Annotated in this window: 13 protein-coding genes; 9 read left to right on the top strand and 4 right to left on the bottom strand. The window is 58.5% G+C overall.

The annotated features are described in order from the left end of the window. Positions 1 to 73: 73 nt before the first annotated feature. Positions 74 to 1,078, bottom strand: a complete 1,005-nt coding sequence (gene meaB / locus Cth01_RS20545; protein ID WP_174447124.1) for a methylmalonyl Co-A mutase-associated GTPase MeaB — start codon at positions 1,076 to 1,078, stop codon at positions 74 to 76. Positions 1,079 to 1,115: 37 nt separating this feature from the next. Continuing rightward, positions 1,116 to 3,290 (bottom strand): methylmalonyl-CoA mutase, encoded by a 2,175-nt coding sequence (gene scpA, locus Cth01_RS20550; RefSeq protein ID WP_045840237.1) that lies wholly within the window; start codon positions 3,288 to 3,290, stop codon positions 1,116 to 1,118. 122 nt (positions 3,291 to 3,412) lie between these two features. Here scpA and Cth01_RS20555 point away from each other — a divergent pair, with 122 nt between their 5' ends. The 3 genes from Cth01_RS20555 (at position 3,413) to Cth01_RS20565 (ending at position 7,736) form a co-directional block, all read left to right on the top strand. Next, positions 3,413 to 4,048, top strand: a complete 636-nt coding sequence (locus Cth01_RS20555) for a GntR family transcriptional regulator (protein ID WP_003065031.1) — start codon at positions 3,413 to 3,415, stop codon at positions 4,046 to 4,048. A 120-nt stretch (positions 4,049 to 4,168) separates the two neighbouring features. Then, positions 4,169 to 5,713, top strand: a complete 1,545-nt coding sequence (locus tag Cth01_RS20560; protein ID WP_045840238.1) for an MHYT domain-containing protein — start codon at positions 4,169 to 4,171, stop codon at positions 5,711 to 5,713. Positions 5,714 to 5,789: 76 nt separating this feature from the next. Beyond that, positions 5,790 to 7,736, top strand: coding sequence for an AMP-dependent synthetase/ligase (locus Cth01_RS20565; RefSeq protein WP_052703400.1), 1,947 nt, complete (start codon positions 5,790 to 5,792; stop codon positions 7,734 to 7,736). 129 nt (positions 7,737 to 7,865) lie between these two features. On the opposite strand, the gene Cth01_RS20570 is transcribed toward Cth01_RS20565, so the two are convergent. Continuing rightward, the gene (locus tag Cth01_RS20570) at positions 7,866 to 8,540 is read right to left on the bottom strand and encodes an alpha/beta hydrolase (RefSeq protein WP_045840263.1); all 675 of its coding nucleotides are present in this window, start codon (positions 8,538 to 8,540) and stop codon (positions 7,866 to 7,868) included. Positions 8,541 to 9,377: 837 nt separating this feature from the next. Here Cth01_RS20570 and dusA point away from each other — a divergent pair. From dusA to rsxB, 3 genes are all read left to right on the top strand, one after another. Next, the gene (gene dusA, locus Cth01_RS20575) at positions 9,378 to 10,412 is read left to right on the top strand and encodes a tRNA dihydrouridine(20/20a) synthase DusA (RefSeq protein ID WP_072248283.1); all 1,035 of its coding nucleotides are present in this window, start codon (positions 9,378 to 9,380) and stop codon (positions 10,410 to 10,412) included. Between the two features lie 169 nt (positions 10,413 to 10,581). Then, a complete protein-coding gene (locus Cth01_RS20580; RefSeq protein ID WP_045840240.1) occupies positions 10,582 to 12,015 on the top strand; it encodes a polyhydroxyalkanoate depolymerase in 1,434 nt (477 codons plus the stop codon). A 29-nt stretch (positions 12,016 to 12,044) separates the two neighbouring features. Continuing rightward, positions 12,045 to 12,707 carry an electron transport complex subunit RsxB gene (gene rsxB, locus Cth01_RS20585; protein WP_174447125.1) on the top strand — a complete coding sequence of 221 codons (663 nt, stop codon included), beginning with the start codon at positions 12,045 to 12,047 and terminating at the stop codon, positions 12,705 to 12,707. An 88-nt stretch (positions 12,708 to 12,795) separates the two neighbouring features. Here the strand turns inward: rsxB and Cth01_RS20590 are convergent, their stop codons facing one another. Beyond that, positions 12,796 to 14,289, bottom strand: a complete 1,494-nt coding sequence (locus Cth01_RS20590; RefSeq protein WP_052703401.1) for a methyl-accepting chemotaxis protein — start codon at positions 14,287 to 14,289, stop codon at positions 12,796 to 12,798. A 189-nt stretch (positions 14,290 to 14,478) separates the two neighbouring features. Between Cth01_RS20590 and dapC the strand changes: the two genes are divergently transcribed. The 3 genes from dapC to Cth01_RS20605 all read left to right on the top strand — a co-directional run bounded on the left by dapC (position 14,479) and on the right by Cth01_RS20605 (position 17,967). Continuing rightward, positions 14,479 to 15,684 (top strand): succinyldiaminopimelate transaminase, encoded by a 1,206-nt coding sequence (gene dapC / locus Cth01_RS20595; RefSeq protein ID WP_034410102.1) that lies wholly within the window; start codon positions 14,479 to 14,481, stop codon positions 15,682 to 15,684. 81 nt (positions 15,685 to 15,765) lie between these two features. Continuing rightward, positions 15,766 to 16,599: a 2,3,4,5-tetrahydropyridine-2,6-dicarboxylate N-succinyltransferase gene (dapD, locus tag Cth01_RS20600; protein ID WP_045840265.1), complete on the top strand. Its 834-nt coding sequence runs from the start codon at positions 15,766 to 15,768 to the stop codon at positions 16,597 to 16,599. Between the two features lie 198 nt (positions 16,600 to 16,797). Then, positions 16,798 to 17,967, top strand: coding sequence for a PilT/PilU family type 4a pilus ATPase (locus Cth01_RS20605; protein ID WP_034355447.1), 1,170 nt, complete (start codon positions 16,798 to 16,800; stop codon positions 17,965 to 17,967). Positions 17,968 to 17,984 lie beyond the last annotated feature (17 nt).

The following is a 17,984-nucleotide window of genomic DNA, read 5'->3' on the forward strand; positions in this document are numbered from 1 at the left end:
CTCTAACGTGATTTGGGTTGCTTGTCTCGCAATGGTGATGCTGCGATGCTATGGTAATAAGAGCTGCTAGCGCCTACTGCATTTGGGCTAGAAGCAGATTTCTTGCTGCGGTACTGGCAGCGATACGACCTGCTGCCACATCGTCCTGAAGGACGGGGAGCATGGCCTTGACCTGCGGATGCTGGCGAAACGCCTGCTTGAGGCCGAAGTCGATGCGCTCCCACATCCAGGACAGGGCTTGCTTCTCGCGGCGCAGGGCCAGGCGACCGTTGACGGTCTGCAGCTCTCTGAAGCTGCTGACTGCAGCCCAGAAGCCCTCCACCCCCTGCCCCAGCAAGGCACTGATCTGCAGCACACGCGGCTGCCACAGCGCACCGGTGTTGGCGTGGTCGGGGTTGCCGTGCATGCCCAGCAGGCGCAGGCTCGATGTGATCTGGGCCTGGGCACGCGTGGCCGCATGGGGGTCGATGTCGGCCTTGTTGATGACCACCAGATCGGCCAGCTCCATCACGCCCTTCTTGATGGCCTGTAGGTCGTCACCCGCATTGGGCAGCTGCAGCACGCAGAACATGTCCGTCATGCCGTGCACGGCGATCTCGCTCTGACCCACGCCCACGGTCTCGACGATGACCACGTCGTAACCGGCGGCTTCGCAGACCAGCATGGCCTCGCGCGTCTTTTCGGCCACACCGCCCAGCGTGCCGCTGCTGGGGCTGGGGCGAATATAGGCCTCCAGCCGCATGGACAGTTGCTCCATGCGAGTCTTGTCGCCGAGGATGGAGCCGCCTGAGACTGTGCTGGACGGATCGATCGCAAGCACGGCCACACGCAGACCCTTCTCTATCAGGTACAGGCCCAGGGCTTCGATGAAGGTGGATTTGCCGACGCCCGGCACGCCGCTAATGCCAAGGCGAAACGCCTTGCCCGTATGCTGCAGCAGAGCGGTGAGCAGGCCGTCTGCCTGTTCACGATGGTCGGCCCGGGAGGATTCAAGCAAGGTAATGGCCTTGGCCATGGCCCGGCGCTGCACGGCAGGGTTGCCGCGCAGGATACCGTCTTGCATTTGCTCAGGGGTCACGTCGCGATCGCCTTTGCTATCGATGCTTGCCGGCCGATCAGAGACCGCTGGCCTTCTTGATCTGCTCCAGCACATCCTTGGCGCTGGCAGGAATGGGAGTGCCGGGTCCGTATACGCCCTTGACGCCCGCGTTGTAGAGGAAATCATAGTCCTGAGCGGGAATCACACCGCCCACAAAGACGATGATGTCGTCCGCACCCTGCTTCTTGAGCTCGGCAATGATGGCTGGCACCAAAGTCTTGTGCCCGGCGGCCAGAGTGGAGACACCCACAGCGTGCACATCGTTCTCGATGGCCTGGCGAGCGCATTCTTCGGGGGTCTGGAACAGAGGCCCCATGTCCACGTCGAAACCCAGGTCGGCAAAGGCAGTGGCGACCACCTTGGCTCCACGGTCATGGCCATCCTGACCCAGCTTGGCGATCATCACTCGGGGGCGTCGGCCCATGGCCTGCGAAGCGGTGTTGATTTCTTCCTTGAGCTTGTCCCAGCCTTCGGCGGAGTCATAAGCGGCAGCGTACACACCGGTCACCTTCTGGGTATCGGCGCGGTGGCGGCCAAACGCCTTTTCCATCGCGTCGGAAACTTCACCTACCGTGGCACGCAGACGCACGGCCTTGATGGACAGGTCCAGCAGATTGCCCTCGCCGGACTCTGCCGCTGCCGTGATGGCAGCCAGCGCAGCTTCGACCAGGGCTGCATCGCGCTTAGCCTTGATATTCTTGAGCCGCGCAATCTGGCTGTCACGCACCTTGACATTGTCCACTTCCAGAATGTCGACCGGGTCTTCCTTGGCCAGCTTGTACTTGTTGACGCCGACGATGACTTCCTTGCCCGAGTCGATACGCGCCTGCTTCTCGGCGGCAGCAGCCTCGATCTTGAGCTTGGCCCAGCCGCTATCCACCGCGGCAGTCATGCCGCCCATGGCATCGACCTCCTCGATGATGGCCCAGGCCTTGTCGGCCATTTCCTGGGTCAGTTTTTCCATCATGTAGGAGCCGGCCCAGGGGTCGATCACATTGGTGATATGGGTCTCTTCCTGAATGATCAGCTGTGTGTTGCGGGCAATACGGGCAGAGAACTCCGTGGGCAGGGCGATGGCCTCGTCCAGCGCATTGGTGTGCAGGGACTGGGTGCCGCCGAACACGGCCGCCATGGCTTCGATAGTGGTGCGCACCACGTTGTTGTAGGGGTCCTGTTCGGTCAGCGACCAACCCGAAGTCTGGCTATGGGTGCGCAGCATCAGGCTCTTGGGGTTCTTGGCGTCAAAGCCTTTCATGATGCGGCACCACAGCAGGCGCGCAGCACGCATCTTGGCCACTTCCAGGTAGAAATTCATGCCCACGGCCCAGAAGAAGGACAGACGGCCCGCAAAAGCGTCCACGTCCATGCCCTTGGCAATGGCTGTCTTCACATATTCCTTGCCGTCGGCCAACGTGAAAGCCATTTCCAGCGCCTGGTTGGCACCGGCTTCCTGCATGTGGTAGCCCGAGATCGAGATCGAGTTGAACTTTGGCATGTTCTGGCTCGTGTACTCGATGATGTCGCCAATGATCTTCATCGACGGCTTGGGCGGATAGATATAGGTGTTGCGCACCATGAACTCTTTCAGAATATCGTTCTGAATCGTTCCCGCGAGCTGGTCCTGCGAGACGCCCTGCTCTTCGGCGGCTACCACATAGCCGGCCAGCACGGGCAGCACGGCGCCGTTCATGGTCATGGAAACGGACACCTTGTCCAGAGGGATCTCGTTGAAGAGGATCTTCATGTCCTCGACGGAGTCAATCGCCACACCGGCCTTGCCCACATCCCCCGTCACGCGTGGATGGTCAGAGTCGTAGCCACGGTGCGTAGCCAGGTCAAAAGCGACGGAAACGCCTTGACCGCCGGCAGCCAGGGCCTTGCGATAGAAGGCGTTGGATTCTTCGGCGGTGGAGAATCCCGCGTACTGGCGAATGGTCCAGGGCCGGCCTGCATACATGGTGGCCTGGGGGCCGCGGATATAAGGGGCGAATCCCGGCAGCGTGTTGGTAAAGGGCAGATCGGCAGTGTCTTCAGCCGTATACAGCGGCTTGACGGTGATGCCGTCCGGCGTGACCCAGTTCAGGTTGTTGATGTCGCCACCGGGGGCTGCCTTGTTGGCGGCCTTGTTCCAGGCTTGCAGATCAGCGGGTGCAAATTCTTGTGGGTCCTGTGCCGGATTCTCTTGGCTCATGTTGTCTCTCGTATGCGGTGCGCGCAGTGAAGTTTGGAATTGCGGTGAACTACCTAGATGCGCCTAGTGTACATGATTCATAATTATGAATTCAAAATACTTGCAGCATATAATCTCGCGTAATGACAAGCAAAACACTTACTCCTCTTGCGCTATATGAGCAGGTCGCCGAGCAGTTGCGTCAACGCATCTTCCGGCGAGAGCTTGAGCCCGGAGCCTGGATCGACGAACTCAAGATTGCCGAGGAATACGGCATCAGCCGCACCCCCCTGCGCGAGGCACTGAAAGTACTGGCCGCTGAAGGCCTGGTGACCATGAAACTGCGCCGAGGCGCTTACGTGACCGAGGTATCGCGCAAGGACATCTCCGACGTCTATCGATTGCTGAGTCTGCTGGAGGCAGATGCTGCGGCCGAGGTTGCCGGCAAGGCCACGGACGAGCAATTGCAGCGTCTGCAGCAGACCCACGAGGAGTTGAAGCGGAACACAGCCGACGCCGAGCGGTTCTTCGCGCTCAACGAAAGCTTTCACATGCAGATTCTCGATATTGCCGATAACCGCTGGCGTAACCAACTGGTGGCCGATTTGCGCAAGGTCATGAAGCTGAACCGTCACAAATCACTGTTCAAACAAGGCCGTATTGAAGATTCCTTGGCAGAGCACGAAGCCATCATGCAAGCACTGCTGAAGCGCGATCCGAAAATTGCCATGAGCGCAGTGCAGCAGCATTTCTCAAATGGACTCGACGCTGCGATCTAAAAGATCCATGTTCGATCCGCTCTAGTATTTATCCTATAAATTTGAAATATTGGATTACCCACTTCATGCGATGCTTGTCAGGTAACTGAATGTGCTTTCAGTGTTACAGGACCATGATTCATGCTGGCGCAATTTTTCTGGAGCCCGTCTGCCGACGCTCACGTGCTAAAGGGTGAATATGACCCCTTCCTTGTGACCTTATCGCTGGCAGTTTGTTGGATTGCCTCTGGTCAAGCTTTGCGCCATGCTGCTTTTGCCAGACTGGCCACATCAAGGCAGTTGCGCAACTGGTCCATTGTGAGCGGGTCGCTGGCACTGGGCATAGGCATCTGGGCCATGCATTTCATCGGCATGCTCGCTTATTCGATGCATGCTGCAGTTCAGTATGATTTGCCGGTCACCGTCTTCTCGATCATTCCAGGTATCGCGGCATCAGCAGTGGCCCTTGCCTTGCTGGCTCACAATGAACTCAATCTCAGGCAATTGGCATTAGGCGGCTTGACGGTTGGTATCGGCATTGCTGCAATGCATTACAGCGGCATGGCAGCAATGCGCATGCCTGCCACGCACCAGTACTCACCACTCTGGTTTGCCATTTCTCTCATTGTTGGCGTAGCGCTGGCCACCTTGGCGCTCTGGATTCGTTTCGGGCTGGCACGCTTCAACCTCAAACAAGACCACTGGCGCAAAACGCTGGCAGCCATCATCATGGGCGCCGCGATCTCGGGCATGCATTACACAGCCATGCTGGCGCTGCGAGTCACGGCCGAGCATGAAACGCATGACGCGGCATCATCGAACGATCGTTTGATTCTGGCACTGACCATTGCCGTTATTACTCTGCTATTTGGCGGACTGATCGCACAGGCCAATGCCTTGATTCAGTACCGCAGTCGCTGGCAGAAAGTGGATATGAATGAAGCCCGACTGCAAGCTTTGGTGAATATGGCAGCAGATGGAATTATCTGCATCGATAATCGGGGATGCGTAACGGATTACAACCCTGCAGCTGAGGTCATATTCGGCTGGAGCCCAGATGAAGTATTGGGCCAGAACGTGAAAATGCTCATGCCCGCAGCGCTGTTCAACCAGCATGATCATTATCTGGAACAGCATGAAGCCGGCCAGCGAAACAACGCGCCACCTCTGAAGAACAAGATTTCAGAGGTGCTCGGCCAGCACAAGGACGGTACGCTGATTCCCATGCGCCTGGCCTTGAGCCAGGCCGAGGCTCGGGGTCAGCGCATGTATGTAGGCCTTCTGACCGATCTCTCAGACCGCAAGCGAACCGAACGGCAACTACATATAGCTACCACGGTATTCAATCATTCCTTCGAAGGCATGGTGGTCCTTGATGCGAACCGGAAAATTGTAGATATCAATCCGGCCTTTGCGCGTATCAGCGGCTTGAACCGCCAGGGAGCGAAGAACAAGGAGTTCTCCAGTCTTTTCATCCACGACGATGACAACACGGCAGTCCAGTGGTCGCAGATCTGGACCGAAATCGGTAAAAAAGGGCACTGGCAAGGCCTGCGTGTCATGCACCATGACAGGAACCGACATCAGATTTCCCTGACGGCAGTGCGCGACGAGCAGCATCGCCTGCACCATTACATCGCCGTCTGCTATCAAAGCATCGATATCCCGCTTGGAGCCACGATCTGAGCCCTATACCAGCCTGGATGTCTCTGGCGCTATCATTCGCGTAGCGGGAAATTGCCCGCTTCCTGAAGGCAAGCGCATGAACCAAGCAAGTGAAACTGATGTACTGGGTCTCCAAGCAGAGAAACAGCATTTGACTATCGAGCAAGTGCAAACCTTGCCAGAGCTTCTGGCCATGCGGGTTCGCTGCACGCCATCAGGCGAGGCTTACCGAGAGTTCGATGAAAGCACAAATGCCTGGAAAAGCCTGAGCTGGGCCGAAACAGCCGAACGTGTCGCTCTGTGGAGCCACGCCTTATGTGCCTCGAATCTTCCTCCAGGCGCAAGGGTTGCAATCTTGCTGCCCAATGGTTTTGATGCAATGACCATCGACCAGGCCTGTCTGCGCTGTGGTTACGTGCCAGTTCCTCTGCATGCCATCGACAATGCTGGCAGCATTGCCTACATCCTGGCCGACTCGGGTGCTTCCTTGCTGGTCGTGGCCGACGCCAAGGCCTGGCAGAGAATTTGTGCTACAGGTCAGGACCTGCCGGGACTCCAGGCCGTTATTCACGCACAGCAAGGCCGTCCAATCGATTCATCGAATGCCTACGCCGTACCTGTCGAGCAAGCAGAGCAGGACTCAGTCAAGGCCTTGCAGCGTAAGCCGGTCATTGTTTTGTCTGCCTGGCTTCAGGCTGGTCAGCAGCATACCTCTGCCCTCCCCCTGCCACCAAAGAAAACGGAGCTGGCGGGCATTGTCTACACCTCCGGTACGACGGGAAAGCCCAAGGGCGTCATGCTCACTCACGACAACGTGGTCAGTGATTTACACGCGGTGATGCAGCGTGTGAAGGCCTTCCCTGAAGACGTCTTTCTCTCGTTCCTGCCGCTCTCTCACACTTTCGAGCGAACTGCAGGCTACTACCTGGCTGTTGCTACCGGTTCCTGCGTCGCCTACGCACGCTCTGTTGCACAACTCGCACAGGATATGAAACAGGTCAAGCCGACCGTACTGATCTCGGTGCCTCGCATCTATGAACGTGTTTATGCCAAGATTCAGGAGTCGCTTGCTTCCAGCCCTTTCAAGCACAAGCTGTTCGACGCTGCAGTCAACAAAGGCTGGAAGAGCTTCCGCGCTCATCAAGGCATGCCCTTGGGCGAGCAACTGGAAGCCAAGGCGAGCTGGGCTTCTGCCTTGCCCGGCTGGCTTTTGCGCAAACTTGTCGCCGAGCCCCTACTTGCGCAGTTTGGAGGCCGGCTTCGCGTGGCTGTGAGTGGCGGAGCTCCACTGTCTCCGACAATTGCGCGCACTTTTCTAGGTCTGGGCCTGCCCATGGTGCAAGGCTATGGCATGACCGAAACCTCTCCTGTCGTCAGCGCCAACGGGCTCGACGATAACTGGCCCGATACCGTTGGCCGCGTACTGCCGGGAATTGAGGTTCGAATTGGCGAGGATCAGGAGTTGCAGGTGTCTGGCCCGGTAGTGATGCGCGGTTATTGGAACCGTCCGGAAGACACTGCCAAAGCCTTTACTACCGACGGATGGCTGAGAACCGGCGACCAAGCTTCAATCGAAAATGGCCGTATCCGAATTAAAGGTCGCATCAAGGAAATCATTGTTACATCGACGGGTGAGAAAGTGCCTCCCAATGATGTGGAACAGGCCATCCTCGTCGATCCCCTGTTTGAGCAAGTGTTTGTCGTTGGCGAGGATCGTCCGTTCATCGCCTGTATTGCGGTTGTTAGTCAAGTGGAGTGGGAAATCCTTTCCAGGAGTATTGGCCTAAACCCGAATGATGGATCCAGTCTGCAGCATGCAGCGGCAGAGAGAGAAGCGCTTACCCGAATCGAAAAGCAGACACGCAGCTTTGCCCGTTATGCAGTGCCCAGAGCCATCCACCTGGTCAGGGATAGTTGGAACATTGACAACGGCCTGATGACCCCTACCCTCAAGCTCAAGCGAAAGAACCTGATGGCTCACTACAAAGACGCTATCGAGCAGATGTACGTCAAACCCATTGACAGCTGGAAGACAAAGGCTTAGTAATTGATCGAGATAGGGTTTAAGGAGCCCTTGAGAAATTCATGTAAGTTACATTAAATATCTCTATCAATCTCACGCACGGCCAAGATGCCTTGCAATCAATTTCTGATTCTGTTACTAACTTCATATTCACCGACCTTCTCTCTTCTTCAGCCATTCGATGACGATGTCTGACACCGGCTTCTCATAGCCACGGTAATCATGCTTTGCTCCGGAAACCTCCACTTGCGTAAAGTTCTCGGAAACGAGGGACTTGCGAAAAGACGCTGCTCTCGCATCCATTTCGTTGTCACCGTACACATCGACAACTGGAAGCTTCACTTTTCGCAGATTTAGATTGGTGTTAACAGGTTCCTTGCCTCCCGCCGTCAATCCGACTCCGATGAAACCTACAATCGGCGCAGTGGGATTGTTTGCCAGGAAGCCAGTTGCCATACGCCCACCCATGCTGTGCCCCATCAAGTAGATGCGCTCCACTCCTTTCTGCATTTTCAGATATTCAATTGCAGATTGAATTCGCTGATAGGCCTCCGGAAACGAGGCGGCAAGCTCGGGCGAATCAGGCGAGTCTGCGCCAGGATCCGGCATCCGCAAAGAGAAGGTGTGGAAGCCTAAGTCTTTGTGAATAGCACGCCTCAATGGCCCGACTACGTTACCGTCTGGAGAGCTCCCTCTGCCGTGAGCCAGGACAACTCCCACCTTGGAGTCCTTTCCGTCAAGATACTCACCTTGAGGCATCTGCGCCGTAACCGGCATCGCCAAGACGCAACTGAAAACCCATATGAGTGATTTGAGCACTGACATCACAGGTACTCCCTTGGTAAGAGTTAGCTCTGGCGTGACGGACTTGCGCTTCAATAGCGCTAACTTGAGAGAATTGAACCCGCTACACATACTCTTGGAAGTCATCAATAGAGGCTCACTACTGTCCTCCAAAAGCCAGCTTACATGACCGCCAGGAGTCTTCTACCGCTCTTGAACTTAGCAGCTCTCGATAAATCAATCGATATTCATAGACCGCTTGATCTGCACCTGCAGGCTAAGCTGCTCTAATTCGTCGTCTCACCTTGCAAGATCACCTCTCAAACGGCAAATGATCTACAGTCTCTGCAGCTCCTGCACCAGCTTGTGCCTGCCATAGCGTGCCACGCGCCCAGGCAGGCCCGGTGCAACCAGACAATGTCATTGAGTACCTTGGCCAAGCCTGTCCCCTCTTCGGTGCGCTAACCAGGCCTTCTGTAAGCACGTGATGTCGGCCGTCTTGGACCGCCCCCATGCCACGATGCCTTTTGCATCGCTGACATAATCCTGCAGTATCTGCTTAAGGGTGACGAGACCGTGAACAGGCAGGCCTGTCGCTTGGACCTCCTCGATTTCTGCTGCACGTCTCCGCTGCCATTCCTGGGCAAGAGCGCGCCGGGTGAATGTCTTGGACTCGGAAAGAGTCAGTTCTCCGCCTTCCTTCAGGCGGATCTGAGCCCGGAACAATATGACGCCATCGGCATTCCTTCTCTGGGCGATGGTCCCAATCAGTGCTCCATGAAATTCGTGGCGCACCAATGCAGCATTAGCATCAAAAAACCCGGTAGGACGGGTAAAACCGGGTCAATTTTCAGTGCACCACAAGGCACTTTTCATAGTATGAGCACCGAACAAACCGTTAAAAAACAAATAGATAGCAGCATGTGGCGCATGTCGGTGGCCCCTATGATGGACTGGACAGACAAGCATTGCCGCTATTTCCACCGCCTGCTCAGCCAGCACACCCTGCTCTACACCGAAATGGTGACAACCGGAGCTCTGGTGCATGGCGACGTGGCTCGTCATCTGCGGTTTGAGGCCGAAGAGCACCCCGTGGCATTGCAATTGGGTGGCTCGGAGCCAGCAGATCTGGCGCACAGTGCACGCCTGGGCGAGCAATGGGGCTATGACGAGATCAATCTCAACTGCGGCTGCCCCAGCGAGCGCGTCCAGCGTGGGGCTTTCGGCGCCTGTCTGATGAACGAGGCCGCACTGGTAGCCGATTGCGTAAAGGCCATGGCCGATGTGGTGTCCGTTCCCGTCACTGTCAAGCACCGAATCGGCATCGACAAGATCGAAAGCTACGATTTTGTGCGCGACTTCGTCGGCACCGTTGCCGATGCAGGCTGCCAGGTGTTTGTGGTTCATGCTCGCAACGCCTGGCTCAAAGGCCTCTCCCCCAAGGAAAACCGTGAAATCCCGCCGCTGCGCTACGAAGTCGTGGCACAACTCAAGCGTGACTTTCCGGGCCTGACCATCGCGGTCAACGGCGGCATCAAGACCGACGACATAGTGCAGCAGCAGTTGCAGCAGGTCGATGGCGTCATGGTGGGCCGCGAGGCCTACCACAACCCCTGGTGGATGGCGTCCTGGGATGCTCTTTACTATCAGGATGAGAGCAGAGAGCGTACGCGCGAACAGATCGAAGAGCAGATGGTGCTGTATATGGAACGCGAAGCACGCGAGCATGGCACGCACTGGTATTCGATTGCCCGGCATATGCTGGGGCTGCGCAACGGCCTCGCCGGTGCGCGCCGCTGGCGCCAGGTCTGGAGCGACCACCGTCTCAAGACCCTGCCTGCGCACGAGGTTATGAAGCTGGCCCGCACCAAGCCGAACGAGATCCAGCCGGAACCCGCGGAGCAGATGCTTTGACCTTGCATGAAAAGCTGGCTTCGGTCAGCTTTTTTACTTTCAAGCGCGGCCAAGTCCGACATGCGTTGCGCAATCCCCGCAGTTGCGCAGTTTGAAGGGAATTCACTACTTCGCATGTCAAACTCTGCTGTTATATTGCACTGCAACATAACCAGCAGAAGTGCGTCCCATGCTCTATCAGATCTACGAAATGCAGCGCGCAATGGTTGAGCCCTTTGCAGACTTTGCCCAGGCCGCCTCCAAGTTCTACAACAACCCCCACTCGGTCTTCAGCCAGGTGCCCCTGGCCCAGCGCATGGCAGCGGGTTTCAACCTCATGTACCGCTTGGGCAAGGACTACGAAAAGCCTGAATTCGATCTGCATAACGTCGAAGTCAACGGCGTGGATGTCACCATCCGCGAGCGGGTGGAGGTCGACAAGCCGTTTTGTGAGCTGCGCCGCTTCAAGCGCTTTTCCGACGATCCAGAAACACTGGAGCTCATGCTCAGCCAGCCTGTGGTGCTGATCGTTGCACCGCTCTCGGGCCACTATGCCACCTTGCTGCGCGACACCGTGCAAAGCATGCTCGGAGGCCACAAGGTCTATATCACCGACTGGAAGAATGCCCGCACCGTGCCGCTGTCCGAGGGCGAGTTCCATCTGGACGACTATGTGAACTACGTGCAGGAATTCATTCGCTATCTGCAAGGGCGCTATGGTCAGTGTCATGTAGTCAGCGTCTGCCAGCCCACGGTGCCCGTGCTGGCGGCCGTCTCGCTGATGGCCAGCCGTGGCGAGGTGACGCCGCTGTCCATGACCATGATGGGCGGCCCCATCGATGCACGCCGCTCACCGACAGCCGTCAACAACCTGGCCGAAACCCGCAGCTATGAATGGTTCGAGAACAACGTCATCTACGAAGTGCCGAACAATTACCCTGGTGCCGGCCGCCGCGTCTACCCCGGCTTTTTGCAGTACTCTGGCTTTGTGGCCATGAATCCCGACCGCCACGCCAACAGCCATTACGACTATTTTAAGGACCTGATCAAGGGTGACGAGGCCAGCGCCGAGCACCACCGCAAGTTCTATGACGAATACAACGCTGTGCTGGACATGGATGCCGACTACTATCTTGAGACCATCGCCACCGTGTTTCAGGAGTACAAGCTGGTCAAGGGCACCTGGGAAGTCAAAAACGAGCAGGGCCAGCCCGAGCTGGTGCGGCCTCAGGACATCCGACACACAGCCTTGCTGACCGTGGAAGGCGAGCTCGACGATATCTCGGGCGCAGGCCAGACCCGCGCCGCCCATGATCTGTGTGCCGGCATCGCTGCCGAGGCGCGCCAGCATATCGAAGTCCAAGGTGCAGGCCATTACGGCATCTTCAGCGGTAGCCGCTGGCGCAAGACCGTCTACCCGCAGGTGCGCGACTTCATCCTGTCCCACCAGCCCGCGAGCGCGACAGCCGCCAGCGTCGCAGGCCATCTGAGCAGCGTCAGTGACGACGGAGTAGAGCTGGAAAGCAACGAGGCCCATGCAGACAAGTCTGCCAAGGCTGTAAAAACAGGTCAAAATAGCGCCCCAGCCCTGAAAGGACGCGACTCCCACCGCGCCAGGGCGTAAAGGCTCGCCAGACCAGAATGAACTCATCCATGTCCGTAGCCTCTTCGCTTCAAGCACTGGCTGCGAACATCGATGCAGCCCTGCCCCAGACACAGTGCACGCGCTGCGGCTATCCCGACTGCGCGTCCTATGCCGAGGCCATTGCCAGCGGAGAAGCCGCCATCAATCAATGCCCGCCCGGCGGCCAGGAAGGTGTGCGCCGTCTGGCGACCATCACTGGCAGGCCGGAGTTGCCGCTCAACGCCGAAAACGGCCTGGAAGCACCGCGCACCCTGGCTGTGATAGACGAGGCCTGGTGCATAGGCTGCACGCTGTGCATCAAGGCCTGCCCTACCGATGCGATTCTCGGCGCTAACAAGCGAATGCATACCGTGATTGCCGAGCATTGCACGGGCTGCGAGCTGTGCATTCCCGTCTGTCCGGTCGATTGCATAGAGCTGGTCAATGCCAGCGGCGAGGCCACGGGCTGGTCAGCCTGGAGCGCAGCCCAGGCCGAACATGCCCGCCGCCGCTATGGTGTGCATCGGCAGCGCACGGGCCGCAAGGCCAATGAGCCGGTGCGCACCACGGCACAAACCGCAACTGAACAAGCTGGCGCTCAAGCCGACACACCGTCAGCGCCCGCCACAGACAAAAAAGCCACGCTTGCCGCCATTCTGGCCAAGGCCAAAGCCCAGCGCGCAGGAGCCTGATACCCAATCAGCCTCTGGCGCTTGAAAAAAAGCCTGTGCTCTCAATGCCGCAACAAATCAGTGGCGACAAGTGCCCATCAGGCTTCCATTAGGCACTGACCAGGCTCTTGTAGACGCCGCAGCCCCAGTACAGGCCTGCATGCTTGCAGACATAGGACATCTTGGTCTGCACCTGCTGGTTGCTGGGATTGATGTAGTCGTATTCAACCCAGCCCGGACGAAGCTCGGCCTGGGCCATGATGTCGGCCATCAGGCTATCTCCGTCGATGCCGGGCACATCCTGAACGCGCAGCCCCACTTTGGCCGGATTGCCGCCAAAGGCCCGGTACTCCCCCTCAGAAGACAAGGCAAACACATACATGTCGCGGTCGTGGAATGGCTGCGCAGGATCGGTCACGGTCTGCAGCAGGCTGGCAACACTGGACGAGCTTTTGGCTTGCCGCATGGTCGCATTCACCAGGGCCACCGCCTCCTCGGCTGTACCCTGCTGCAGCCTGAAGCGCGACACCGCATCCGACAGATGCCGGGCGCGCAGCTGTAACTCCTGCGCCTGCTGCAGCGCCTGACCTACCATCTGGGCGTTGTGCTGGGTAATTTCGTCGATCTGACGCACGGCATTGCTGATTTCCTGAAGACCCGAGCTCTGGCTGCTGGCCGTGTCCGCAAGCGTCCCCATATGGGCAACCACATCGTGAATGGCCCGCGTCACGCCCTGGATCTCCTCGCCTGCACTGCGTAACTGCTGCGTGCTCTGGGCAACCTGCTGCACGGTCTCGCCGATCAACTGCCGAATCTCCTTGGCAGCTTCGGCGCTGCGCTGCGCCAGCGTCCGCACCTCACTGGCCACCACGGCAAAGCCACGCCCCTGTTCACCGGCTCTGGCAGCCTCCACCGCAGCGTTCAAGGCAAGAATATTGGTCTGGAAGGCAATGCCGTCAATCACGCCAATGATTTCCCGCATGCGCCCGGCATTGTGCTCTATCAGCTCCACCGACTGCACCGCATGCTGCATGGCTTGGGCGCCCTGATCGGCAGCGGCGCACACGCCGTCAGCTCGGGAATGTGCTGCCTTGCTCACTTCCGCATTGTGCTCAACCGCAGAGGTGAGCTGCTCGACACTGACCACCGTCTGCGCGAGATTGCTCGCCTGCATCTCGGTTCGTTCAGACAAGGCCTGATGGTCCTTGACCATGCCCTGTCCAGCCTGGGCAACCAGGGCCGCGTTGCTGCGAACATCGGCCACCATTGCCGACAGCGCATGTACCATGGACTTGGTAAGGCTTGATGCGGAAAGTCCTTGTTGCGGCTCTCCGGCAACGCCAAGACTCAGGTCTCCATGAGCGACTCTTTCCAGCGCCAGCTGCATGTCCTGCCACTGCTGCTGCCAGCTCTTGTGAAGAGCACCGACCCACAACAGCACTCCCATGATCCACAGCAGCAACCAGCCCAGCTGCCATGTTCCGCTCAGGCCCAGCAAGGGCAAAACAGGCCCAGCCAGCAGCCATGGCAGCCCCGACCACAGCAGTCCGGAATTCCTCATTCGTACGCGGTTTTTTTTGTCGGGCAAGATGCGCTTTTGCATTGCCTGTCTCCATTCGTTTTTTGTGGTCGACTTCGTTTGCTGAGCTTGCAGCCTGCTCACGGTAGCCCTTTGCTCTGTCATCCAGCTTACGTAACAAATTGCAATTTACGGTGCCTGCAAACCCGCAAAATCGAAACCATGAGCACTGTTTTCTCATGCGAAAATGGCATCAGCCCATAATGTGTCACTATGAATCCCCTGCTCTCGCGCTTACAGCCTTATCCGTTTGAACGCCTTCGCCAACTGTTTGCCTCTGCCCAGCCGCCCGAGGGCCTGCGCCCCATCAGCCTGGGCATCGGAGAGCCGCGCCATGCCACGCCGGCGTTCATTGAAAAAGCACTGAGCAGCGAACTCCAGGGCCTGTCCGTTTACCCCGCCACAGCCGGTCTGCCGGCGCTGCGCCAGGCCTGCGCGCAATGGGCCAACCGGCGCTACGGCATAGAGCTTGATGCAGCGACCCAGGTTCTGCCCGTCAATGGCTCGCGTGAAGCCCTGTTTGCCTTTACCCAGGTGGTGGTGGACAGCACCCGAGCCGGTGCGCGCGTCATCTGCCCCAATCCCTTCTATCAAATCTACGAAGGTGCGACGCTGCTGGCCGGGGCCACCCCCTATTACGCCGCCAGCGATGCCGCGCGCAACTTCGCCGTGAACTGGGATGCCGTGCCCGAGGAGGTATGGCAGAACACGCAGATGATTTTTGTCTGCTCTCCCGGCAACCCCACGGGCGCCGTGATGCCGCTGGGCGAATGGGAGAAGCTGTTCGCCCTGTCCGACAAGCATGGCTTTGTGATTGCCAGCGACGAGTGCTACAGCGAGATCTACTTCCAGGAGGAAGCTCCGCTGGGCGGCCTGGAAGCGGCACAAAAGCTCGGTCGCCATGATTTCAAGAATCTGGTGATGTTCACCAGCCTGTCCAAACGCAGCAATGTGCCCGGACTGCGCAGCGGCTTTGTGGCAGGCGATGCGGCCCTGCTCAAGTCCTTCCTGCTCTACCGCACCTATCACGGCGGCGCCATGAGCCCCGTGGTGCAGACGGCATCGATTGCCGCCTGGGGCGACGAGGTCCATGTGCAGGAAAATCGCCGTCTCTACCGCGAGAAGTTTGCCCAGGTCACACCCGTGCTGTCCAGGGTCATGGATGTGAAGCTGCCCGATGCCAGCTTCTACCTCTGGGCTGGCATTCCGCCGCAATTGGGCATGGATGATGCACAATTCGCCAAGGAGCTGTATATTCATACAGGCGTGACAGTTTTACCGGGAAGCTATCTGGCACGTGAGGCCCATGGCTTCAACCCCGGAGCCAACCGCATTCGCATGGCTCTGGTGGCCGAGACGGCAGAATGCCTGGAAGCAGCTCAGCGCATTGCCCGGTTCATCGAGTCGCGCATACGCTGATTTCCACCCCAGCGCCTGCCCGGTGCAGGCCTTTATGACTTAACGATTCACCTCAACTTTCGATCCTTGACCGAAAACATCATGACGCAACAACTGCAATCCATCATCGACAACGCCTGGGACAACCGTGCCACTATTTCGCCTTCCGCCGCCCCCAAGGAAGTGGTGGATGCCGTGGAGCACGTGATTGCCGAACTCAATGTCGGCAAGCTGCGCGTGGCCAGCCGCGAAGGCGTGGGCCAGTGGACCGTGCACCAGTGGATCAAGAAGGCCGTGCTGCTGTCCTTCCGTCTCAAGGACAATGCACTGATCAACGGCGGCGCCCTGAACTTCTTCGACAAGGTGCCCACCAAGTTCGAAGGCATGAGCGAAGCCGAGATCGCCGCCACCGGCGTGCGCGTGGTACCTCCTGCCGTGGCCCGTCGCGGCTCCTTCATCGCCAAGGGCGCGATCCTGATGCCTTCCTATGTGAACATCGGCGCCTATGTGGACGAAGGCACCATGGTCGACACCTGGGCCACCGTGGGCTCCTGCGCTCAAGTGGGCAAGAACGTGCACCTGTCGGGCGGCGTGGGCCTGGGCGGCGTGCTTGAGCCCCTGCAAGCCAACCCCACCATCATTGAAGACAACTGCTTCATCGGCGCCCGCTCCGAAGTCGTAGAAGGCGTGATCGTGGAAGAGAATTCCGTTCTGGGCATGGGCGTGTACATCGGCCAGTCCACTCCCTTGTTCAACCGCGAAACCGGCGAAATCACCTACGGCCGCGTGCCCAGCGGCTCGGTGGTGGTCAGCGGCAACATCCCCAAGCAAACCAAGGATGGCAAGGACTACTCCATGTATGCCGCCATCATCGTCAAGCGCGTGGATGCACAGACCCGCTCCAAGACCAGCATCAACGACCTGCTGCGCGACTGATGGGCGCCTGGCCACGCTTGCTCTGCCTTGATGCAGACACCGCCATGGCCGCCCCCGCTCACAAGCCTGCCCGCTCCCGAGCGTGCAGGCTTTTTTCATGCTGGAAATCAGCTTTGCGCATCAAGCGCGACCTGCACCGAGTTGACACACGCTAACATGCGTGCACAGAGAGGCTGAGCGAAAAAGGATGAAGAAAAAATGAGCACCATGGAAAAAATTCTGCGTCTGATGTCCGAAAAAAAGGCTTCGGACGTCTATCTCTCCGCCCGTGCGCCGGCGCTGATCAAGATCAACGGTATCTGCATCCCCATCAACAATCAGGAGTTGCCGGTCGAAGCTCCGCTGGCCTTGCTCTCCGAAGTCGTCAAGCCGGAAGCCATAGAGGAGCTCAAACAGACAGGCGAGCTGAACATGGCCATCCCCATGAGCGGCATAGGACGTTTTCGTATCAGCGCCATGCGCCAGCGTGGCTCCTACGCAGTTGTCGTGCGCTTCATCTCGCAGCAGGTGCCCTCGCGCGACAGCCTGAATCTGCCGTCCATTGTCAGCGAACTGGTCATGGAAAAGCGCGGCCTGGTGCTTGTCGTTGGCGCCACGGGCTCGGGCAAGAGCACGACACTGGCGACCATGATCGACGAACGCAACGACACGCTCACTGGCCATATCCTCACGGTGGAAGATCCCATCGAATACCAGTTTCGCAACAAGAAATCCATCGTCAACCAGCGTGAGGTCGGCACCGATACCAGTACCCTCGCAACCGCACTCAAGAATGCGCTGCGTCAGGCACCCGATGTGATTCTGATCGGCGAAATCCGCGACCGCGAGACCATGTCGGCCGCACTGGCCTATGCCCAGTCCGGCCATCTGTGCCTGGCAACCCTGCATGCCAACAACAGCTATCACACGCTCAATCGCATCCTGTCCTTCTTCCCCGAGGAGGTACGCCCCAGCATGCTGGGCGAGCTGGCCGCCTCGCTCAAGGCCGTGATCTCTCAGCGCCTGGTCCGTACCGTTACCGGCACCCGCGTGCCGGCCGTGGAAGTCATGCTCAATACCAAGCTCATCAGCGACATGATCGTCAAGGGCGACTTCGGTGGCGTGAAGGAGGCCATGGAAAAATCCATGGCCGAAGGCTCGCAGACCTTCGAGGACGCACTGGCAGCCCTGGTGCGCAGTGGCACAATTGAGCGCAGTGAAGCGCTGGCCTATGCCGACTCGCCCACCAATCTGATGTGGCGCATGGATAATGACGTCAGCCACGCGGCCACTGCTGCCAACGCCCCGGCCGTCACCGATGTGACTCTGCCCGGCGATGACGATATGCCGTCCTTCACGGAAATCACCCTGGATGTCAGAACCGCCTGAAGCCGCCAGCCAAGGCG

This window comes from Comamonas thiooxydans, from assembly GCF_000964545.1.
GTDB lineage: Bacteria > Pseudomonadota > Gammaproteobacteria > Burkholderiales > Burkholderiaceae_C > Comamonas > Comamonas thiooxydans.